This is a genomic window from Cellulomonas phragmiteti (assembly GCF_016862775.1).
GTDB lineage: Bacteria > Actinomycetota > Actinomycetes > Actinomycetales > Cellulomonadaceae > Cellulomonas > Cellulomonas phragmiteti.
In genome coordinates this window covers 1-19,636 of sequence record NZ_BONP01000004.1, presented here as the reverse complement: position 1 = coordinate 19,636, position 19,636 = coordinate 1, and the positions used below count along the sequence as shown (strand labels likewise).

Below are 19,636 nucleotides of genomic sequence, written 5' to 3'. Positions count from 1 at the left end.
AGATGCTCAGCATGCTGACCTTTGCCAGGGTGGTCCCCATGCCGACCACGAGCACAGCACCCACTGAGCGCGCCACCCCCCAGGACCGGGTCCGCCAGGTCACCGTCCTGGCCGGCGCCGTCATCGCCATCGCCGCCGCCGCCATCGGATCAGGAGCGTTCGGGGGGCAGCCCGTCGAGGACGCCGCCGGTGGCGCCCTGTCCGCGACGGGCACACCGCTGGCACCCGACGGACCGGCGTTCTCGATCTGGTCGGTGATCTACACCGGCCTGGCCGTCTTCGCCGTCGTCCAGGCGCTGCCGCGGCAGGCCACCGACCGGCGCCTGCGTGCGATCTCCTGGTGGGTGCTCGCCTCGATGCTGCTCAACGCGGCGTGGATCGGGGTCGTGCAGCTCGGCAGCGTCGGCGGCGGCCTCGTCGTGATCGTGGCGCTGCTGGCGGTCCTCGCGACGATGTTCGTCAAGCTCCTGCGGATCGCGCACACCCGCACCGCGCCGTCACTCGTCACCGACGTCACCGTCGGGCTCTACCTGGGCTGGGTGAGCGTCGCGACCCTCGCCAACGCCGCCGCGTTCCTCTCGGTCGCCGGCGTCGGGGAGCTCGGCCTGGGGGCGACCACCTGGTCGGTGGTCCTCGTCGCGGCCGCCGCCGCGCTCGCCGTCGCGTACGCCGCGTACGGCCGCCGCCGGGCGAGCCTCGTGATCCCCATCGGGCTGGCCATGTCCTGGGGACTGCTGTGGATCGGCCTGGGCCGCACCACCGGGCCGCTGGTCGACGAGGCCGTGGCGACCGCCGCGTTCATCGCGTCGGGCGTCGCGCTGCTCGCGCCGGTCGTGGCGACCCTGGTCGCGCGTCGGCGCTGAGGCGGGCCGGCCCGCGAACGGGCCGGCCGCGCCACGTCAGGTGCGGTTGGCGCCGCGCCCGCGCGTGAGCCAGCCGTACGCGGCCGTCACGGCGAACAGGATCAGGCCGACCATGAGGAGCCACATCAGGCCCTCGATGAGGGCACCGAGGACCGACAGCACCAGCCAGACGACGAGCAGGACGAGGATCAGTGTCTTCATGGCCACGACCATGACACGGCAGGTCGGCCCCGGCACCTCGAGCCCTCCGCCGGCCGCGCACCCCCGGCGCGCGGGCAGCGCGCCCCGACGCCGTCAGGGGCGGCCGCGGAACCGGAAGGGGACGGGGATGCCCCCGCAGCAGCACACTCCGCTGACGTCCGCCTGGGCCAGCAGCGCCGCGGCCTGGTAGCAGGCGGCGAACCGCACCACCGTGGGGACGACCGACCGGACGACACCGCGACCGGCGACCAGCTGCCGCACCGCGGCCGAGCACGACGCGCCGCCGTGGGCGACGCGGTGCGCGCAGGACCACCCCTTGCGGGGCGAGAGGCCCACCTGGTAGGCGGCGACGAGACGGTCGACGACGAGCGCGGCGCGGTTCACCGCCTCACCGTACGAGCACCCCGCACCCGCCGCCCGCCGAGGCCGCACACCGGTGCCGCTGCCCGATCCGGACGGATTGGTCACCCGAACGCGGCCTGTCGTTCGCCGCGAGCGCCTACGGTCGACGCGTGACCGTCCTCGACCCGCCCACCCGCGTCAACCACGTCTCCGAGACCGTCTCCACGGTGCAGGGCCACGGTGTCCACACCGCGTTCTGCGACCTCGTGGCGGCGCACACGGACCTCGGCCTCGAGGTGGGTGTCAACGAGGACTGGCGCGACGGGGTCCTGCACGTGCACACGCTCGGCCCCGCGAGCCTGCGGCGGCTGGTGCGCCACCGCGGCCTGCGGGTCGTCTCCGCGCACGTCACGCCCGGGTCGCTGCGGGGCAGCCTCGTCGGCGTGCAGCTCTACGCGCCGGCGTTCGCGGCCTACGTCCGCGCGTTCTACAACGCGGCGCACGTCGTCATCGCGGTCAGCGCGGCCGCCGCGGACGAGCTGCGTGCGCTCGGCGTGCGGACACCCGTCGAGGTGGTGCCGAACGCCGTCGGCGCCGAGCCCTTCCTCAGCACCCCGGCCCGACGTGCCGCGGCGCGCGCCGACCTCGGGTTCGGCGACGCGTTCACGGTCCTCGGGGTCGGGCAGCTGCAGCCCCGCAAGGGCATCGAGGAGTTCGCGCAGTGCGCACGCGCGATGCCGGACGCGCGGTTCGTGTGGGTCGGCGCCCGTCAGTTCGGGGCGTTGTCGGCCGGCCGCGCCGAGATGGGTCACCTCGAGACGTCCGCACCGTCCAACCTGCACTTCACCGGGCAGCTCCCGCGCTCCGGGGTCGCGGCGCACTGCCGCGGCGCGGACGCGTTCCTCTTCCCCTCCCGCCACGAGACGTTCGGCATGGCCCCGGTCGAGGCGGCGTTCGCAGGCCTGCCGCTCGTGCTCAGCGACCTGCCGGTGTTCAGCGAGGTCTTCGGCTCGTCGCAGGCGTACCTGCGCGCCGGCGACGTGCCCGGGTACGTCGCGCACCTGCGGGCCCTGCAGACCGACCCGGAGCTGCGCCAGCGGCTGGGCGCCCGTGCGGCCGCGGCCGTGGCCCGGTACGAGGGGCTCCAGGTGGCCGACCGGATCGCCGGGCTGTACCGGACGTGGTCGGCGCACCGGGTGGGCACGGGCACCACCGCACCGCTGTCCACGGTCTGACCGCGGCGGCGTGCGCGCTCAGGTCGCGGACAGCTCGTCGAGCAGCCCGTCGAGGTCCACCAGCGCGACGCGCGTCGCGATGTCGCTGCTGCCGTACGGCAGCACCAGGGTGCGGCCGTGCCGCATCGCGCCGCACGAGTAGACGACGTTCGGCACGTAGCCGGAACGCTCCTCGCCCACCGCCGTCAGCAGCGGGGACGTCAGGCTGCCGAGGACCCGCGCCGGGTCGTCGAGGTCGAGCAGCAGCGCGCCGATGCTGTAGGTGCGCATCGGCCCGACGCCGTGGGTCAGCACCACCCAGCCGCGCTCGGTCTCGATCGGAGGGCCGCAGTTGCCCAGCTGGATGGTCTCCCACCCCTGCTCGGGCCGCTGCACGACGACCGGCTCGTCCCAGTGCAGCAGGTCCGCGGACGTCGTGACGGCGTTGCTCTCCCGGTCGGCACGCGACATCGCGACCCACCGCCCGCCCACCTGACGGGGGAACAGCGCGACCCCCTTGTCACGCGCCCCGGGTCCGCCCAGCGGGTGGCTGGTCATGCGGGCGAAGTCCTCGGTGCGCAGCAGCTGCGCCGAGATGCCGCGCCCGTCGTACGCGGTGTACGTGCCCGCGTACGACGCGCTGCCGTCCGGGTGCGTCAGCCGCACCAGGCGCACGTCCTCGATGCCGTGGCTCTCGGCCGCGACCTGCGGCATCAGCACCCGCTCGCTCATCGCGGAGTCCGCGGGGAACGTCGCCTCGTAGGACCGCCCGTCGCCCTGCTCGACGGCCACGACGGGCAGCCGGGTCCGCACCGGCGACGGGTCGAGGGCCACGACGTCGTGCGCGTCGACCGTGCCCGTGCGCAGCTCGAGGCTCGAGACGTGCCCCTCCCCCGTGGCCCGCACGGTCATGACGAACCGCGTCGACCCCGCGGCCAGCCCGCTCTGGTCGGGGTGCGGCACCATCGAGGGGTTGAACAGCGCGGCCGACTGCACGGCGTACTCCTGCGTGAAGTACGCGCCGACGAGGCGGCGGCGGGTCGCCGGCAGCGGCGGGTCGCCGGCCGACCCGTGGCGCACCTGCGCACCGTGCGCCTCCCACGTCGCCTCGAGATCGTGGTGGCGTCCCTCGAAGCGGGTGACGAGGTCGGCGAGCTCGCGCTCGACCTCGGCGTCGTCCAGCGCGAGGACCCGGCCGAGGACGGCGGCGGACCGCGGCCTGCCCGTCGCGACCATCTCCTGGCCGGGCAGGAAGAGCCGGGCGACGACGCGGTCGGGATCGGGCCGCAGCTCGACCTCCGTGCGACGCACCCACGACGGCCCCGTCACGTGCGGACCCGTCACGAGCGGCCCCGTCACGTGCGGCCCGGTCGTGCCGGGTCCGCGACGGCCGCGGCGAGCAGCTGCGCGCACGCCAGCCACGCCAGGGTCGACTCCGCACCCTGGTTGAGGTTGACACCGCCACGCTCCAGGCCGTCGAACCCGGCCCCGGTCGCCGCGTCCCTCACCGGCACGCCCGCGTCGTTCGCGCCCTCGAACCAGGCGACGCAGCGCTCGAGCACCGCGATCCACCGCACCTCGCCGGTGCCCCGCAGCGCCGTCGCGGCGGCCTCGGCGATCGCCGCGACCTCGACGGGCTGCTGGTCGAACCCGGGGCGTTCGTCGCCCGGCCCGCGGCCGGCCACGGGCACGACCGACAGCCGCCCGTCGACGGTCTGCTCCCCGACCAGCCAGTCCAGCAGCAGCACCCCCTGCGCCAGCAGGTCGTCGTCGCGGAGCGCGTCTCCGATCGCGATCATCGCCTCCGGCAGCACGGCGTTCGCGTACGTCAGGCGCGGCTCGGGCCACGGCCACCGCGGGTCGGCGCCGGCCCGCGGCAGGCTCACCCGGGCGTCGCCGAGCAGCCGGCGCGCCGGGCCGTGCCGGGCGTCGCGCCGCAGCAGCGCCGCGGCACCGAGGGCGGCGTACGCGGTCGCGCGGGTGTGGGGCGAGCGCGCGGCCATGGCCAGCGTCGCGCCGCGGAGCGCGCCGCGCGTGGCGGGCCCGGCGGGCAGCTCGACGGCCGCGAGGGCCAGCGCCCACACCGCCCGGCCCCAGTGGTCGTCGGTCGACGGCGTGTCGAGCCACGCACCGGCCGGGGTCCGGCGGTTGTGCAGCCGCCCGTCGGGGTGCTGCGCGGCGCGCACGAACCGCAGGCACGTGGCGGCCAGGTCCGCGGCCTGCGTGTCGGTGGACGGGAACCGCGCGGTCACGACGAGCGCACGCGCCACGTCGTCCACGCACATGCCGTGCTCGACGCGGGGCTCGCTGCCCAGCGCGTGCTCGTACAGGCCCGTGGGCGTGGCGAGCCGCCGCAGGTGGTCCAGCCGCGGGAGCCGCTGCGCGTCGCGCAGGGTGGTCGCGCCCATCAGACGGCCGGACGCAGGACGACGCGCCGCACGCTCGCCGACAGCTCGAGGTACCGCCGGGCGACGTCGGGCCACAGCAGCGCGTCGGCCAGGCCGCGGGCGGTCGCGCCCATCGTCTCCGCCACCCCCGGGACCGTCAGCACGCGTTCCAGGGCGGCCGCGATCGCGGACGGGTCGCGTTGCGGCACCAGCAGTCCGGCACCGCCGGCGAGCAGCTCGACGGCGTGCGGGAACCGCGTCGAGACCACCGGCCGCCCGGCGGCGACGGCCTCGGTGAGCACCCCGGAGGTGACCTGCTCGCGGGAGTCGTACGGGAGCAGCACGACGTCGGCGGCACGGACCACCGCCCGCAGGTCGGGGCCGGACAGGTAGCGCGCGTCGAACTGCACGGTGTCCGTCAGGCCGTGCTCGTGCGTGAGCGCCACGAGCCGGTCCCGGTACGCCTCACCCTCGCGCTCGAGCACGCGCGGGTGGGTCTGCCCCACGACGCGGTAGGTCGGCAGCGGGAGGCGCGCGCGCAGCTCGGCGAGCGCGAGGAGCGCCCACTCGATGCCCTTGCCCTCGGAGAGCAGACCCCACGTCAGCACGGTGCGCGGGCCGTCCGGCGCCGGCGACGGCGCGGCCGCGGTGCGGTTGTCCACGGCACCGTGCGGGATCACCACGACGCGGTCCGGGTCGACCCCCCACCCCGCGACGAGCCGGTCGCGGGCCGTCGTGGTCATCGTGACGAGCGCCGCGGACGCGGCGACGAGGCCGGCCAGCACGCGGTGCTGGTTCGGTGTCGGGCGGGTCAGGACCGTGTGCAGCACGGTGACGACCGGTACGTGCACCTGCGCGACGAGGTCGAGGACGTCCTGCCCGTCGGGGCCGCCGTAGATCCCGTACTCGTGCTGCAGGACGGCGACGTCGTACCCGTCGAGCGCCGCGGCGGCGTCGCGCGCGCCGTGCAGCGCACCGGTGACCCACTCGTGCACGACCGGCGCGGTGCGGTCGAGCGGCGCGTCCACGAGTCGCACGACGCCCACGTCGGCGCCCGCCTGGCGCAGGTGCGCCACGAGGGCCGCGCTGAACGTGGCGATGCCGCACGGGGTGGAGGGATAGGTCGACAGCATGCCGAGACGGGCACTCATCCGGGGGCTTCTTCCGTGGCGCTTCGCGCAGCGAGGGTGCTGCCGTCCACGGTGTGGGGCCGCATCCCCGAGGGCGCCGTGACGGCGCCGGTCGTCGGCCGAGGCTCGACGAGACAGGCCGAGCGTACGCCCCCCGCGACGGGCGTACGCTCGGTCCGACCCCAGGAGGCCGCCGTCAGAGTCGCCGTGCTCGCCTCGATCGCCCATCGCGTGCCCCCGCGTGGCTACGGGCCGTGGGAGCAGGTCGCCTCGACGCTCGCCGAGGGGCTGGTCGCCCGCGGGCACGACGTGACGCTGTTCGCCACGGCGGACTCCCTGACCACCGCGCACCTGCACGCCGAGGCGCCCGCGGGGTACGAGGAGGACCCGACGGTCGACGCGAAGGTGTGCGAGGCCCTGCACATCGCCGCGTGCTTCGAGCGCGCCGGGCAGTTCGACGTCATCAGCAACCAGTTCGACTTCCTCCCCCTGGTGTTCAGCCGGCTCGTGAGCACGCCCGTCGTGACGACGGTCCACGGCTTCTCCTCCGAGCGGATCCTGCCCGTGTACCGGGCGTACGACGACGTCACGCACCACGTCGCGATCAGCGACGCCGACCGGCACCCCGACCTGACGTACGCCGCCACGATCCACCACGGCATCGACGTCGACGCGTTCTCCCCGGGGGCCGGTGACGGCGGCTACCTGCTGTTCCTGGGGCGCATCCACCCGGACAAGGGCACGGCCACCGCGATCGAGGTCGCACGCCGGGCGGGCCTGCCGCTGGTCGTCGCCGGCGTCGTCCACGACGAGGTGTACCACCGCCGGGAGGTCCTGCCGCACGTCGACGGCGACCGCGTGCGGTACGTCGGGCCCGTGGGCCCGGCGCAGCGGGACCGGCTGCTGGGCGGGGCCGTCGCGCTGCTGCACCTCATCGACTTCGACGAGCCGTTCGGCCTGTCGGTCGTGGAGTCGATGGCCGCCGGGACGCCCGTGATCGCGTACCCGCGCGGGTCGATGGCCGAGCTCGTGACGCCGGGCCTGACGGGGTTCCTGGTCGACGACGTGCCCGGTGCGGTCACCGCCGTGGCCGCCGCCGCCGGGCTCGACCGCACGGCCTGCCGCCGGGAGGCCCGGGCGAGGTTCGCGGCCGGGCGCATGGTCGCGGACTACGAGCAGCTGTTCGCACGTGTGGTCGAGGAGCACGCCGCGCGGATGGGGCACGATGTGCCGGGGCGTCGGGTCGGACGAGCAGGGACGGTGGGCGGTCGGGTGAGCGAGCGGTTGAGCGAGCAGTGACCGGGCAGGGTGCGCTGGCGCGACACCTCGGCACGCGCGACGCCGTCGTCATCGGCCTGGGGTCGATGATCGGCGCCGGTGTGTTCGCGGCGTTCGCGCCCGCCGCGCAGGCGGCGGGTGCCGGCCTGCTCGTGGGGCTGGCCCTCGCCGCGGTCGTCGCCTACGCCAACGCCACCGCGTCCGCCCAGCTCGCGGCGCAGTACCCGACGTCGGGCGGCACGTACGTCTACGGGCGCGAGCGCCTCGGGCCGTGGTGGGGGTACCTCGCCGGCTGGGGCTTCGTCATCGGCAAGACCGCCAGCTGCGCGGCGATGGCGCTGACGTTCGGCGCGTACGCCGCCCCGCCGGGGTGGGAGCGCCCCGTCGCGGTGCTCGCGGTGGCGGCGCTCGCGGCCGTCAACTACCGGGGCATCACGCGCACGGCCCGGCTGACCCGCATCATCGTCGTCGTCGTGCTGCTCGCGCTCGTGGTCGTGGTCCTGGCGGGCCTGACGGGCGGCGAGCCGCGCTGGGCGCGCGTCGGCCCGGGCGCCGGGGACGCCGGCGCCCTCGGGTGGTACGGCGTCCTGCAGTCCGCCGGCCTGCTGTTCTTCGCGTTCGCGGGCTACGCGCGCATCGCGACGCTGGGCGAGGAGGTCCGCGACCCGCGACGCACCATCCCCCGCGCGATCCAGCTCGCCCTGGGGATCACGGTGGTCGTGTACGCGGTGGTGGCGGTCACGGTCCTGGCCGTGCTCGGGCCCGACGGGACCGCCGCGACGCCCACCCCGCTGGCGGCCGTGGTCGACGCGAGCACCTGGTCGTGGGCGGGCCCCGTCGTCCGGGTCGGTGCGGCCGCGGCGGCGCTGGGCGCGCTGCTGGCGCTCGTCGCGGGCGTGGGGCGCACCGGGCTCGCGATGGCGCGCGAGGGCGACCTGCCGCGCTGGCTCGCGGCCGTGCACCCCCGGTACCAGGTCCCGCACCACGCGGAGGTCGCCCTGGCGGTGGTGGTCGGCGTGCTGGTGCTGACCGTGGACCTGCGCGGGGCGATCGGGTTCTCGTCGTTCGGCGTCCTGCTGTACTACCTGGTCGCGAACCTCGCCGCGTGGACGCAGACCGGGGAGCACCGCCGCTTCCCGCGCGCGCTGCAGGGCGTCGGGGTCGTCGGCTGCGTCGTGCTGCTGGCGACCCTGCCGGTGGCGGCCGTGCTGACCGGGCTCGCGGTGCTCGCGGTGGGGGTCGTCCTGCGGCTGGGCCGGAGACGGACCGGCGCATCCGTTGACCGATCGGTCAACTAGTCCGTAGGTTGGGGCCGTGACCGACACCCGCGCCCGCCTCGTCGACGTGACGCGCGACCTCGTGCACGCCGCGACGTACGCGGACGTCAGCGTCGGCGACGTGTGCGCGGCGGCCGGCGTCAACAAGGGCAGCCTCTACCACTTCTTCCCCTCCAAGCAGGCCCTGGGGATGGCCGTCCTGGAGCGCAACTGGGAGCTGGTGCGCGGCCTGCTCGACGAGGCGTTCGACGCCGAGGCGCCACCCCTGGACCGGCTCGACCGCTTCCTCGCGGCGTACCGCGCGATGATGCGTGCGATGCGCGAGCGGTTCGGCGCGGTGCCGGGGTGCCCGCTGGGGAACCTCGCGTCGGAGGTGTCGGCGCAGGACCCGCAGATGCGGGCCCGCCTCGCCGAGATCCTCGCGGCGTGGACCGAGCGCGTGGCGCTCGTCGTGCGGGACGCCCAGGCCCGCGGGGACGTCGACCCGACGCTGGACCCCACGGCCGCCGCGCGCGGCGTGGTCGCGTGCGTCCAGGGCCTCACGGTGCTCGCCAAGGCCGACGACGACCCCGCGGTGCTCGACACGCTCCCCCTCCTCGCGCGCCGCCTGCTCCCCGCCCCGCCGGCCTGACCCCCTGACCCGCCGGAGCTCCCCGCTCCGCGCCGGGAGCGTTCTCGACCCACCCCACTTGACCGTTCGGTCAACAACCGAGAGGAACCGCCATGACCCCCCTGCTGCGCACCCGGCCCGCACCGGCCGGCTACCGCTTCGACGACCTGCGGACCCGCGACGTCGTCGCCGACATGCGCTACCGCGCGTCCGACCCGGCACCCGGCGACCCCGTTCCCGCCTTCGACCTGCCCACCCTCGACGGCGGCCGGTTCACCAGCACCGCGCTCGGCGACCGGCCCGTGCTGCTCGTCGTGGGGTCGCAGACCTGCCCCGTGACGCGCAGCGCCCTGCCGCCGCTGAACGACCTGCACGCGCGGTACGGCGACCGCGTGCGCTTCGTCCTCGTCCAGACCCGCGAGGCGCACCCCGGCGAGCTGCTGCGCCAGCCGCGCACCCTCGAGGAGAAGACGGCCCACGCCGCCGCGATGCGCGACGACCTGCACGTCGGCTACGAGGTCGCCGTCGACGACCTCGACGGCACCCTGCACCGCGCGCTGGGCACCAAGCCCAACTCCGCCCACGTGCTGCGCCCCGACGGCACCCTCACCGCGCGCGTGCACTGGGCCAACGACACCGCCGCGGTCCGCGCGGCACTCGACGACGTCCTCGCCGGTCGCGCTGCCCGGACCCGACGCAGCCGGACGGTCGCGCCGCTCCTGGCGGCGGTCGGCCACCTGCCCGACGTCGTGCGACGCGCGGGTGCCAAGGCCGAGCGCGACGTCTGGCGGGCCGCCGCACCGCTCGCGCTGCTCGCCCGGGCGGGGTCCGTCCTGACGCGCCTGACGCCGGACCGCCGCGGCCCGGTGGCGGCAGCCGCACTCACGGCACTGGCCGCCCTCACGGTGCTGGCCGCCCTCCGCGCGGCCACCCCCTGACCCCCGACCCGCCGCCACCCCCGGACTGATCGTGTGGGGGTGCCGTCGCGAGACGACGGCAACCCCACACGATCGCGCCCGCCCGGCCCGACGGCGCGGGCGCGGCTCGTCGGCGCGGGGGCGGCGGGGTTAGCCTCGCGAGGTGAGCACGCCGACCCCGGAGCCCGACGCCGCCGAGCAGTTCCTGCGGGACTTCCTGCAGTCCGCGACGCCGCAGCAGCGGCACACGTTCGTCCGGCGGACCAGCTACGACAGCGGCGACGCGACGATCCGGTTCGTGCTCGACGACCCGACGACGGACCGCGCGACCGCGCTGGCCGCGTACTGGATCCTCGGCGCCTGCTACTACTCCCGCTACGCGTCGGCCGACGAGACGACGGACGACGAGCGCCCCACGTGGGAGCTGCTGCGGACCATCGAGGAGCGGTACGCGGCGGGCTTCTGGGCGGACCACGGCATCGCGTTCGACCCGACGGACGACGACGAGATCGACTGGACCGACGACTACGGCGCACCCGTCGCCCGGCCGGTCCCCGACGCGATGCGCCGCGCCGTGCCGGGGCAGCCGGTCGACGACGGGGACACCGAGGACGGGCTGCCGCTGGACGTGCACCTGCGCTGGACAGCCCTGGCCGGCTGAGCCCGTGCCGACCCGCGGGCACCTCCACCACCTCGAGCTGTGGGTGCCGGACCTCGACCGCGCCGCCGGGACGCTCGGCTGGCTCCTGGAGCAGCTCGGCCACACCCGGACCGCCACGTGGGCGACGGGCGGGAGCTGGACGCTGGGTGATACCTACGTGGTCCTGGAGTCGGGCCCGGACGTCGCCGACGGGCCGCACGAGCGCCGCCGCCCGGGCCTCAACCACGTCGCCCTCCACGCCGGGACGCGTGCGGACGTCGACGCGCTGACGGCCGCCGCGCAGGAGCGCGGGTGGACGCTGCTGTTCCCCGACCGGCACCCCCACGCGGGCGGCCCCGACCACTACGCGGCGTACCTCGAGGACGCCGACGGGTTCGAGGTCGAGCTGGTGGCGTCGGACTGACGCGCGCGCGTCCGGGGCTCACCGGCGGCGTGCGCGTGCTGCGGTGCGCCGACGCCTCCGTCAGGCGCCCGTGAGGTAGTGCTGGACCACGGGCGCGAGCCGGTCGACGAGCTCGTCGCGCGGGAGGTCGACCACCGGGCCGACCCCGATCACGTACCGGGCCATCGCCACGCCGAGCAGGTTTGACGCAGCGAGCGCGATCCGGCCGGCCAGCGCCGTGTCACCGCCGGTCGCGTCGTGGATCCGCGGACCGATCATCTCGCGCATCATGCGGGCGGCACTCTCGGAGGTCGTCGCCGAGCGGACGAGGGCCCGCACGATCGGGCCGGTGTCGGGCCCTTCCCACAGCCCGAGGTAGGCCTCGGTCATGGCGCGCCCGGCGGTGGTGGGGTCGGCGGACGCGGCGCGCGCGAGCAGGTGCGCGACCTGCATCCGGTCCGCGACGGCCGTGGCGAACAGGGCCTCCTTGTCGCCGAAGAAGTGCCGGATCAGCCCGGGGTCGACACCCGCTGCGGCCGCGATCGCCCGCAGGGACGCACCGTCGTAGCCGCGTTCGGCGAACAGCGCGAGAGCGGCATCGAGGATCGCGTCGCGCGTCCCGGAGTCGCCGGGCCGGCGACCGGTGGGGCGCGGTCGCTCGGGCGGTGCGGGCATGACGCGATCCTAACTCCCCTCTTGTGGAATTCCCCGCCCGTGGAGTTAACTGCTCGACAAGGCCGGGGCAGCCGGGCACACGCACGAGAGGGAACGGCCGATGAGCGACGCAGTGATCGACGTCCACGGGCTCAGCAAGTCGTTCGGCCGGTTCCGCGCGCTCGACGGCCTCGACCTGCAGGTCGAGCGCGGGCAGGTGCACGGGTTCCTCGGCCCCAACGGCGCCGGCAAGTCCACGACCATCCGCGTCCTGCTGGGCCTGCTGCGCGCCGATGCGGGCACGGTCCGGCTGCTCGGCGGGGACCCGTGGGCCCACGTCGTTGCGCTGCACCGCCGCCTCGCGTACGTCCCCGGCGACGTCTCGCTGTGGCCCGGGATGACCGGGGGCGAGGCGATCGACCTGCTCGGGGCGCTGCGCGGCGGGCTGGACGAGCGACGCCGCGCCGAGCTCCTCGACCGCTTCGAGCTCGATCCGACCAAGCGCGGGCGGCAGTACTCCAAGGGCAACCGGCAGAAGGTCGCCATCGTCGCGGCGCTCGCGTCCGACGTCGAGCTGCTGGTGCTCGACGAGCCCACCAGCGGCCTGGACCCGCTCATGGAGAGCGTGTTCCAGGAGGTGATCGGCGAGGCGAAGGCCCGCGGCACCACCGTGCTCCTGTCGAGCCACATCCTCGCCGAGGTCGAGAGCCTGGCCGACCGGCTCAGCATCATCCGCGACGGACGGGTCGTGCAGTCCGGCACTCTCGCCGACCTGCGCGGCCGGACCCGCACGACCATCCACGCCACCCTGGCACGCACCCCGGACGCCACCACGCTGGCCACCCTGGGCAGCGCCCGCCTCGACGGGGACCGGCTGACCGCGACCGTGGACCCCACCCGCGTCGGCGACGCGATGGCAGCCCTCACGCCCTACGGCCTCACGACGCTCACGGTCGCGCCGCCCTCGCTCGAGAGCCTCTTCCTGCGCCTCTACGGCGACGACGAGGGCCCGCGATGAGCACCTCCCTGACGGGCACCCGCCCCCTGCTGCACGCGACGCTCCGGCACGACGGCCGACGCTTCGCGCCCTGGGTCGCGATCGCGACGCTGCTGACCGCGTCGTCCGTCGTCGTGTACCCCTGGGTGTTCCCCGACGTCGCCGCGCGCCGCCTGCTGGCCGTGGCCATCGACGCGAACCCCACGCTGAGCCTGATCTTCGGGCCGGCGCACGACCTGACGACCGTCGACGGGTTCAACGCGTGGCGCGCCCTGGCACTGGGCGGGTTCCTCGTCGCGCTCGGCGCGATCCACGCCGTCACGCGGGCGACGCGCGCCCAGGAGGACTCGGGGCAGGCCGACCTGCTCGCGTCGGGTGTGCTGGGACGCTCCGCCAGGCTCCTGACGGGTGTCGCGCTCGCGGTCGTCGGGTCGCTGGCCGCGGGCGTCGTGGCCGGTGTCGTCGCCGCGCTGTGCGGCGGCGGCTGGGAGTCGTCGCTGCTGCTGGGTGCCACGTTCACCGCGAGCGGCTGGATGTTCGCCGGCGTCGCGGCCGTCACCGCGCAGGTCGGGTCCGACGCCCGCACCGCGAGCTCGCTGGCCGTCGGGACGCTCGGCCTGCTGTTCGCGCTACGTGGGTTCTGCGCGGCGCTCGACGCCCCGGCGTGGACCCTCTGGGCCAACCCGCTCGGGTGGACCCTGCAGACACGCCCCGCGAGCGGTGACCACTGGGCGCCGCTGCTGCTCGCGGTGGCACTCACGGGCGCGCTGGTCGTCGTCGCGTTCGTCCTGCAGGCGCGCCGCGACTTCGGCCAGGGGGCGATCGCACCTCGACCCGGCCCCGCGCGCGGCACGGCGCGCAGCACGTGGCACCTGGCCGTGCGCGTCAACCGCGCGCCGGGCGTCACGTGGGCGATCGCGTTCGTCGCCCTGGGCATGGTCTTCGGCTACTTCACGACGTCGATCACCGACGTGGTGGCGAGCAACGCCGGCGTGCAGCAGATCCTGGCCTCCGGCGCCACGACGCCCGACGAGCTGACCGCGGTGTTCCTGCGCACCGTCCTCAGCCTGGTGGGGATCGTCGCCACCGTCCCCGGCGTGCAGGTCCTGCTCCGGGTGCGCTCCGAGGAGCTGGACGACCGCGTCGAGCCGCTCCTGGCCGGTGCCGTCACGCGTGCCCGGTACTACGCGAGCCACGTCGTGCTCGCACTGACCGTGGTGACGGTGAACGTGCTGGTCGCCGGCACGCTGGTCGCCCTCCTCGCGTCGCGGGCGGGCATCGGGGTGTCCTTCGCCGACGCGCTCGTCCAGGGCATCGCCACGGTCCCCGCCGCGTGGACCGTCGTCGCGCTGTCCGTCGCCGTCGTCGGCGCCCGCCCTGTCGCGAGCCCGGCCGCCTGGGCGGGCGTGCTCGTGTCGTTCATGCTCACGCTGCTCGGTCCGACGTTCGGCCTCGACGACTGGGTTCTCGGCATCAGCCCGTTCTGGCACGTCCCCCTGACCACGGCCGCCACCCCCGACTGGTCGGGATCGGCGTGGACCACGCTGGTGACGGCGGCGCTCGTGGCCGTCGGCTTCGCGGGCTTCCGCCGCCGCGACCTGGCCCGCTGACGCTCGCACGCGACGAGCACGGACTCCTGCCACCTCTCAGCGATGGTCGGGGCAGGAGCCCGCGCTCGGCGACATTCTCGCCCAGATGTCGCCCGCAGCGGCAACACCCCGGAGGGTCAGCCCGCCCAGGGCACCTCGAGGTCGAGCACCCACGTCACCCCGAAGCGGTCCGTCAGCATGCCGTACAGCGGCGACCACGCGGCCTCGGCGAGGGGGACGCGGACCGTCGCGCCCTCGGCGAGCCCGTCCCAGCAGCCGCGCAGCTCGTCGGCGTCCGTCCCGCGCACGGACACGAACACCGCGTTGACGCCCGGCTCGTGGGCGGTGTGCGCCGGCACGTCGTACGCCATGACGCGGAAGCCGGCGGCCGAGGCGACCTGGCCCCACATCACCTGGTCGGCCTCGGCGGGGTCCGTCACGGCCCCGGCCTGCGCGTACGTCACCGCGACGAGGTCCCCGCCGAACACGCCGCGGTAGAGCTCGAGCGCCTCGCGGGCCTGGCCGCGGAAGTTGAGGTGAGTCGTGGTGGAGATGGTCATGGCTGCCTCCCGGCGGTGCGCGTCGGGCCCGTCCCGACGCAGGACCGACGATGCCCGGCCATCAGGTCAGCTCCGGTCCTGATGGCGCACTAGGTTCGGACCATGACGACGTCCGGTGCCACCACCACGCGGCTGCTGCAGCTCCTCTCCCTGCTGCAGACCCCGCGCGACTGGCCGGGCCCGGTGCTCGCCGACCGGCTCGGCGTCAGCGAGCGCACGGTGCGGCGCGACGTCGACCGCTTGCGCGAGATGGGCTACCGGGTCCACGCCGACCGGGGCGCGGTGGGGGGCTACCGGCTCGAGGCGGGCGCCGAGCTGCCGCCCCTGCTGCTCGACGAGGACCAGGTCACGGCGATCGCGCTGGCCCTGCAGGCGGTGCCGTTGCTCGGCACGCAGGTCGACGAGGCCGCCGAGCGCGCGCTGGGCACGATCCGCCGCGTGATGCCGCCGCGGCTGCGGCGGCGGGCGGAGGCCCTGAGCTTCGCGACCGCGCCCGGGGCGCGACCCGGCCCCGCGGTCCCGACGGACGCCCTCGTCACCGTCTCGGCTGCGGTGCGCGCCCGCGAGGTCCTGCGCTTCGACTACGCGGGCGCGGGCGGGACGACCCCCGACGCGACGCCCGGCGACCCCCCGCGGCGCGCCGAGCCGCACCACCTCGTCGCGGCGCTGGGTCGCTGGTACCTCGTCGCGTGGGACCTCGACCGCGACGACTGGCGGGTGTTCCGTGTCGACCGCATGACTCCGCGCACCCCCCGCGGTCCACGGTTCGCGGCCCGCGACGTCCCGGGCGGCGACGCCGCGCAGCTCGTCACGGCCCGGCTGACCGGGACGACGCCGGCGGGCACGTGGCCGTGCCGGGGCACCGTCGTGCTGGACCTGCCGGCCCGGGACGTCGCGCCGTTCGCCGGGGACGGCGTCGTCGAGGAGCTGACCGAGCGGCGCTGCCGCCTGACGACGGGGTCCTGGTCGTGGACGGCGCTCGCGGCGTCGGTCGGCCGGTTCGACGCGGACGTGCGCGTCGAGGAGCCCGACGAGCTGCGGGCCGCGTTCGTCCGGCTCGCGACGCGTTACGCGGCCGGCAGCGCCGGGGTGCCGGGCTCCGGTGCCGCCGACCCGTCCGTGCCGCGAGCCGGTCGCACCTAGGTCGCCCTCGTCCCACCGGGCCCACGTCTGCCCAGGCATCGACCGGGTCGGACAGTCACAGTCGGCGCCGACGTCGTGATCTCCAGCCGCGTCGTCCACCTGTCGCCTGACCTGCGGCGGCCGGGGCTCACGACGGGACGGACAGCTCCTGCGGCGAGCTCTGGCCGTCGAGGATCGCGGCGTCGACGACCTCCTGGGCACGCTCGCGCGGGACGCCGAGCGCGAGCGCGAGCTCCGTGAGCAGGGGCTGGGTCGCGAGCCACAGCTGCTCCTTCTCGCCCGTCGACAGGCCGCGCTCGACGCTGCGACGGGTGAGGTCGCGGACGACCTCGGCCTGGACGAGGTGGTCCTGGCTGCGCATCCGCTCCTGGTTCTCCTTGAACCGTCGCGTCCACGCCTCCTGGACCTGGTCGCTCGGCGAGCCGAGGACCGCGAGCAGCGCGGCGACGCCGGCGGCGTCGTACAGCGGGCGCAGGCCGATCTCCTCCGCCTTGGCGAGGGGGACCGACACGGCCATGCCGCTCCCGAGGACCTCGAGCTGCAGGTACTGGTGCGCCTCGCCACGGAACGTCCGCTCGAGGATGCCGACGACCGTGGTGGGGCCGTGGTGGGGATGGACGACGATCTCGCCGATGGCGGGCTGCATGGGTCACACCTCTGCTTGGCGCGGCACCGCGCTCGGGCCGCGCGAGGACGCGGACCGCCTCCCGGCAGCGGGGGGACGCTGCGGGGGAACGCACGGACCGGTCCACCACCCGGTGCGGGGACGGGGAGCCGTGCGAGCCGGAGGACCCAGTGTCCCACGCGAGCGCCACCCCGCGCCTATGCGTTTCACCGTGTGCCCGCGGGGGGCGCGTCTCCGTAGCGTGCAGGCGAAGCGTTTCGACGTCCGCCGGGCGCGGACCCTCGACGACGAGGGCACCCGGCGGACCCGACCGAAGGGCACACCGTGAGACGACGCCTGACGACCCTCGCGACCCTGGCCACCGCGCTGGCGGTCACCGCCGCGACCGTCCTCCCCGCCGCCGCCGGACCCGGCCGGCCACGACCCCCGGCACCGTCCGCCGCCGCCGTGGTCGCCGACATGCAGCCCGGCTGGAACCTGGGCAACACGCTCGACGCGGTCGGCGCCGACGAGACCGCGTGGGGCAACCCGCGCGTGACGCGCGAGCTGTTCGACCGCCTCGAGAAGGAGGGCTTCGACTCGGTGCGGATCCCCGTCACGTGGGGGCAGCACCAGGGCCCGGCGCCGGACCACGTCATCGACCCGGCGGTCCTCGACCGCGTCGAGGAGGTCGTGGACGCCGCGCTCGCCGAGAAGCTGTACGTGCTGCTCGACGTGCACCACGACTCCTGGATGTGGACCCACGAGATGGGCACCCGGCACGACGAGGTGCTGGCGCAGTTCACCGCGACGTGGCGGCAGATCGCCGAGCGGTTCCGCGACCACCCCCGCACGCTGCTGCTCGAGAGCATCAACGAGCCCCAGTTCGCCGGCGTCGACGACGCACAGGCTGATGCGCTGCTCGACGAGCTCAACGTCGCGTTCCACGAGGTGGTGCGCGGCACCGGCGGGAACAACGCCGACCGCGTCCTGGTGCTGCCGACGCTGCACACCAACGCCGACCAGCCGCGACTGGACGCGCTGGCCGCCACGATCACGGCGCTCGACGACCCGAACCTCGCCGCGACCGTGCACTTCTACGGCTACTGGCCGTTCAGCGTGAACGTCGCGGGCGGCACGCGGTTCGACGCGGCCGCGCTGGCCGACATGACCGGCACGTTCGAGCGGGTCCACGCGACGTTCGTGGCGCAGGGGGTGCCGGTGATCCTGGGCGAGTACGGCCTGCTCGGCTTCGACCGGCACACCGGGACCGTCCAGCAGGGCGAGAAGCTCAAGTTCTTCGAGGAGATGGGCCACCAGGCACGCGCCGCCGGCGTCACCACGATGTGGTGGGACAACGGCCAGCACCTGGACCGCACGACGTTCCGGTGGCGGGACCCCGAGCTGTTCGCGCGCATCGCGTCGAGCTGGCGGCTGCGCTCGGGCGTCGCGTCGACCGACCAGGTGTTCGTCCGGCCCGGCGCCGTGACCGACCAGACCCTGACGCTGCAGCCGAACGGCCGCCGGTTCACGGGCCTGCACCTCGGCCGGAAGGCCCTGCGGAAGGGCGCGGACTACACGCTCACCGGCGACACGCTCACGCTCCGGGCCGCCCTGCTCGCCCGGCTCACCGGCGACGGCGCGTACGGCGAGCACGCCGAGCTGCAGGTGCGCTTCGACCGCGGCCTGCCGTGGCGCGTCGACGTCGTCGCCGCGGACACCCCCGTGCTCGCCGACGCGACCGGCACCACCGAGGACTTCGCCGTCCCGACGTCCTTCCGCGGCGACCGCCTGGCGACCATGGAGGCGCGCTACGCCGACGGCTCCAACGCCGGCCCGCACGGGTGGACGTCGTTCAAGGAGTTCGACGTGACGTTCGCCCCCGACGCCGGGACCGGCCGGATCCTGCTGCGCCCGGCGTTCTTCGCCGAGACCACGGACGGCGCCCCCGTCACCCTGACGTTCCACTTCTGGAGCGGCGACACGGTGACGTACACGGTGCAGCGGGACGGCGACGCGGTGACCGGCACGGCGGGGTGAGTCCGCTGCGGCCCGGCCGCAGGTGAGGGGCGCCGTCGCTCGTCGACGGCGCCCCTCACGCCGTGGCCCCCGGCCCCGCCCGCCAGGGGTTGCGAGCGTCGGTGGGCGCCGGGCGCGCGGCGACGCCCACCACGTAGGTCGCCGGGTCCGCACCCTCGACGACCCCCAGGTAGGCGTGGCCGGTCATGTGGCACCACACCGGCAGGTCGATCGGCGCGACGGGGTCGGCCGTCACCAGGTGCACGACGGCGCCGCCGGGCAGGGTCGCGACGCGGTCGCGCAGCAGCAGGAGCAGGCGCGCGCACCCGAGGTCACCCCCGTCGATCGTCACGACCTCCTGCGCACCTGCCACGGGCGCGAGGGTAGCCCGGTGCGCCCGACCACCCGCGTCGGCGGCGCGCGCGAATGGTGCGTACATCGAAAGTTGCGGCGCCTCTCACGCGCCGTCGGCCCCGCAGGCGCGTTCACATCCCGCGGCTTCCTCGTTGCGGTACTTAATCGGTTCGGGGGTCCGACGAGGGGTGATGGAGCGCGCTCCCACGCTGCACACTGCATCGATAACGGTATCGAGAGCGATCACAGCCGATCTCCCTCGGCGCCGTCGACCACCATCCGCAGACCCGCAGGTGGGAGTGCGAGCCGGCCCCTCCGTCTCGCGTCGCTCAACCGCTTCAAGGGAGTGCCACCAGATGACCGACACTTTCGACCTGGCGCGACGTCCCGCTCGTCGCCGCCACCCGCTCCGCGCCGCGCTCGCGACCGTCGCCACGGGCGCGCTCGTGGCCGG

General features: G+C 75.5%; 21 protein-coding genes. 12 read left to right on the top strand and 9 right to left on the bottom strand.

Features of this window, described 5'->3' with window-relative positions; genetic code table 11:
- Positions 1 to 38 precede the first annotated feature (38 nt).
- A complete protein-coding gene (locus Cph01nite_RS04720) occupies positions 39 to 863 on the top strand; it encodes a TspO/MBR family protein (RefSeq protein ID WP_203671620.1) in 825 nt (274 codons plus the stop codon).
- 36 nt (positions 864 to 899) lie between these two features.
- On the opposite strand, the gene Cph01nite_RS04715 is transcribed toward Cph01nite_RS04720, so the two are convergent.
- Positions 900 to 1,064, bottom strand: a complete 165-nt coding sequence (locus tag Cph01nite_RS04715) for a hypothetical protein (protein ID WP_203671619.1) — start codon at positions 1,062 to 1,064, stop codon at positions 900 to 902.
- 93 nt (positions 1,065 to 1,157) lie between these two features.
- On the bottom strand, positions 1,158 to 1,448 hold the full coding sequence (gene yidD / locus Cph01nite_RS04710) for a membrane protein insertion efficiency factor YidD (RefSeq protein WP_203671617.1): 291 nt from the start codon (positions 1,446 to 1,448) through the stop codon (positions 1,158 to 1,160).
- 128 nt (positions 1,449 to 1,576) lie between these two features.
- On the opposite strand from yidD, the gene Cph01nite_RS04705 reads away from it, so the two are divergent.
- Positions 1,577 to 2,641: a glycosyltransferase family 4 protein gene (locus Cph01nite_RS04705; protein WP_203671615.1), complete on the top strand. Its 1,065-nt coding sequence runs from the start codon at positions 1,577 to 1,579 to the stop codon at positions 2,639 to 2,641.
- Positions 2,642 to 2,659: 18 nt separating this feature from the next.
- Here the strand turns inward: Cph01nite_RS04705 and Cph01nite_RS04700 are convergent, their stop codons facing one another.
- From Cph01nite_RS04700 to Cph01nite_RS04690, 3 genes are read right to left on the bottom strand one after another with little or no spacing between them, the layout of a single operon-like run.
- Positions 2,660 to 3,949 carry a glycoside hydrolase family 130 protein gene (locus tag Cph01nite_RS04700; RefSeq protein ID WP_239069033.1) on the bottom strand — a complete coding sequence of 430 codons (1,290 nt, stop codon included), beginning with the start codon at positions 3,947 to 3,949 and terminating at the stop codon, positions 2,660 to 2,662.
- 26 nt (positions 3,950 to 3,975) lie between these two features.
- Positions 3,976 to 5,028: a glycosyltransferase gene (locus Cph01nite_RS04695; protein ID WP_203671613.1), complete on the bottom strand. Its 1,053-nt coding sequence runs from the start codon at positions 5,026 to 5,028 to the stop codon at positions 3,976 to 3,978.
- The gene (locus tag Cph01nite_RS04690) at positions 5,028 to 6,158 is read right to left on the bottom strand and encodes a glycosyltransferase (protein WP_203671611.1); all 1,131 of its coding nucleotides are present in this window, start codon (positions 6,156 to 6,158) and stop codon (positions 5,028 to 5,030) included. The genes Cph01nite_RS04695 and Cph01nite_RS04690 overlap by 1 nt, the downstream gene beginning before the upstream one ends.
- A 186-nt stretch (positions 6,159 to 6,344) precedes the next feature.
- Between Cph01nite_RS04690 and Cph01nite_RS04685 the strand changes: the two genes are divergently transcribed.
- The 6 genes from Cph01nite_RS04685 (at position 6,345) to Cph01nite_RS04660 (ending at position 11,283) form a co-directional block, all read left to right on the top strand.
- Positions 6,345 to 7,436, top strand: coding sequence for a glycosyltransferase family 4 protein (locus Cph01nite_RS04685; protein ID WP_239069032.1), 1,092 nt, complete (start codon positions 6,345 to 6,347; stop codon positions 7,434 to 7,436).
- Positions 7,433 to 8,713: an APC family permease gene (locus Cph01nite_RS04680; protein WP_203671609.1), complete on the top strand. Its 1,281-nt coding sequence runs from the start codon at positions 7,433 to 7,435 to the stop codon at positions 8,711 to 8,713. Before Cph01nite_RS04685 ends, Cph01nite_RS04680 begins: the two co-directional genes overlap by 4 nt.
- A gap of 16 nt (positions 8,714 to 8,729) precedes the next feature.
- Entirely contained in the window at positions 8,730 to 9,323 is a 594-nt protein-coding gene (locus Cph01nite_RS04675) for a TetR/AcrR family transcriptional regulator (RefSeq protein WP_203671608.1), read from the top strand.
- A gap of 92 nt (positions 9,324 to 9,415) precedes the next feature.
- Positions 9,416 to 10,240 carry a TlpA family protein disulfide reductase gene (locus tag Cph01nite_RS04670; protein ID WP_203671607.1) on the top strand — a complete coding sequence of 275 codons (825 nt, stop codon included), beginning with the start codon at positions 9,416 to 9,418 and terminating at the stop codon, positions 10,238 to 10,240.
- 142 nt (positions 10,241 to 10,382) lie between these two features.
- Positions 10,383 to 10,880: a DUF4274 domain-containing protein gene (locus Cph01nite_RS04665; protein WP_203671606.1), complete on the top strand. Its 498-nt coding sequence runs from the start codon at positions 10,383 to 10,385 to the stop codon at positions 10,878 to 10,880.
- 4 nt (positions 10,881 to 10,884) lie between these two features.
- On the top strand, positions 10,885 to 11,283 hold the full coding sequence (locus Cph01nite_RS04660) for a VOC family protein (protein WP_203671605.1): 399 nt from the start codon (positions 10,885 to 10,887) through the stop codon (positions 11,281 to 11,283).
- A gap of 60 nt (positions 11,284 to 11,343) precedes the next feature.
- Here the strand turns inward: Cph01nite_RS04660 and Cph01nite_RS04655 are convergent, their stop codons facing one another.
- Positions 11,344 to 11,937: a TetR/AcrR family transcriptional regulator gene (locus Cph01nite_RS04655; protein WP_203671604.1), complete on the bottom strand. Its 594-nt coding sequence runs from the start codon at positions 11,935 to 11,937 to the stop codon at positions 11,344 to 11,346.
- A gap of 100 nt (positions 11,938 to 12,037) precedes the next feature.
- Between Cph01nite_RS04655 and Cph01nite_RS04650 the strand changes: the two genes are divergently transcribed.
- Both Cph01nite_RS04650 and Cph01nite_RS04645 read left to right on the top strand, forming a co-directional pair.
- The gene (locus Cph01nite_RS04650) at positions 12,038 to 12,934 is read left to right on the top strand and encodes an ABC transporter ATP-binding protein (RefSeq protein ID WP_203671603.1); all 897 of its coding nucleotides are present in this window, start codon (positions 12,038 to 12,040) and stop codon (positions 12,932 to 12,934) included.
- On the top strand, positions 12,931 to 14,523 hold the full coding sequence (locus tag Cph01nite_RS04645) for an ABC transporter permease (RefSeq protein WP_203671602.1): 1,593 nt from the start codon (positions 12,931 to 12,933) through the stop codon (positions 14,521 to 14,523). The genes Cph01nite_RS04650 and Cph01nite_RS04645 overlap by 4 nt, the downstream gene beginning before the upstream one ends.
- Positions 14,524 to 14,639: 116 nt before the next feature.
- Here the strand turns inward: Cph01nite_RS04645 and Cph01nite_RS04640 are convergent, their stop codons facing one another.
- On the bottom strand, positions 14,640 to 15,062 hold the full coding sequence (locus Cph01nite_RS04640) for a VOC family protein (RefSeq protein ID WP_203671601.1): 423 nt from the start codon (positions 15,060 to 15,062) through the stop codon (positions 14,640 to 14,642).
- 102 nt (positions 15,063 to 15,164) lie between these two features.
- Here Cph01nite_RS04640 and Cph01nite_RS04635 point away from each other — a divergent pair, with 102 nt between their 5' ends.
- Positions 15,165 to 16,205: a helix-turn-helix transcriptional regulator gene (locus tag Cph01nite_RS04635; protein ID WP_203671593.1), complete on the top strand. Its 1,041-nt coding sequence runs from the start codon at positions 15,165 to 15,167 to the stop codon at positions 16,203 to 16,205.
- 127 nt (positions 16,206 to 16,332) lie between these two features.
- Here Cph01nite_RS04635 and Cph01nite_RS04630 read toward each other — a convergent pair whose 3' ends face one another.
- A complete protein-coding gene (locus Cph01nite_RS04630; RefSeq protein WP_203671585.1) occupies positions 16,333 to 16,851 on the bottom strand; it encodes a CarD family transcriptional regulator in 519 nt (172 codons plus the stop codon).
- 303 nt (positions 16,852 to 17,154) lie between these two features.
- On the opposite strand from Cph01nite_RS04630, the gene Cph01nite_RS04625 reads away from it, so the two are divergent.
- A complete protein-coding gene (locus Cph01nite_RS04625) occupies positions 17,155 to 18,849 on the top strand; it encodes a cellulase family glycosylhydrolase (RefSeq protein WP_239069031.1) in 1,695 nt (564 codons plus the stop codon).
- 55 nt (positions 18,850 to 18,904) lie between these two features.
- Here Cph01nite_RS04625 and Cph01nite_RS04620 read toward each other — a convergent pair whose 3' ends face one another.
- Positions 18,905 to 19,201, bottom strand: a complete 297-nt coding sequence (locus Cph01nite_RS04620; protein WP_203671582.1) for a sulfurtransferase TusA family protein — start codon at positions 19,199 to 19,201, stop codon at positions 18,905 to 18,907.
- Between the last annotated feature and the right edge of the window lie 435 nt (positions 19,202 to 19,636).

What these genes read in the sequence shown, in the direction of transcription:
- Cph01nite_RS04720 (WP_203671620.1), top strand. Translation starts at nt 39, where the DNA reads ATGCCGACCACGAGCACAGCACCCACTGAGCGCGCCACCCCCCAGGAC.
- Cph01nite_RS04715 (WP_203671619.1), bottom strand. Translation starts at nt 1,064, where the DNA reads ATGAAGACACTGATCCTCGTCCTGCTCGTCGTCTGGCTGGTGCTGTCG.
- Cph01nite_RS04695 (WP_203671613.1), bottom strand. Translation starts at nt 5,028, where the DNA reads ATGGGCGCGACCACCCTGCGCGACGCGCAGCGGCTCCCGCGGCTGGAC.
- Cph01nite_RS04690 (WP_203671611.1), bottom strand. Translation starts at nt 6,158, where the DNA reads ATGAGTGCCCGTCTCGGCATGCTGTCGACCTATCCCTCCACCCCGTGC.
- Cph01nite_RS04670 (WP_203671607.1), top strand. Translation starts at nt 9,416, where the DNA reads ATGACCCCCCTGCTGCGCACCCGGCCCGCACCGGCCGGCTACCGCTTC.
- Cph01nite_RS04655 (WP_203671604.1), bottom strand. Translation starts at nt 11,937, where the DNA reads ATGCCCGCACCGCCCGAGCGACCGCGCCCCACCGGTCGCCGGCCCGGC.
- Cph01nite_RS04650 (WP_203671603.1), top strand. Translation starts at nt 12,038, where the DNA reads ATGAGCGACGCAGTGATCGACGTCCACGGGCTCAGCAAGTCGTTCGGC.
- Cph01nite_RS04645 (WP_203671602.1), top strand. Translation starts at nt 12,931, where the DNA reads ATGAGCACCTCCCTGACGGGCACCCGCCCCCTGCTGCACGCGACGCTC.
- Cph01nite_RS04640 (WP_203671601.1), bottom strand. Translation starts at nt 15,062, where the DNA reads ATGACCATCTCCACCACGACTCACCTCAACTTCCGCGGCCAGGCCCGC.
- Cph01nite_RS04635 (WP_203671593.1), top strand. Translation starts at nt 15,165, where the DNA reads ATGACGACGTCCGGTGCCACCACCACGCGGCTGCTGCAGCTCCTCTCC.
- Cph01nite_RS04630 (WP_203671585.1), bottom strand. Translation starts at nt 16,851, where the DNA reads ATGCAGCCCGCCATCGGCGAGATCGTCGTCCATCCCCACCACGGCCCC.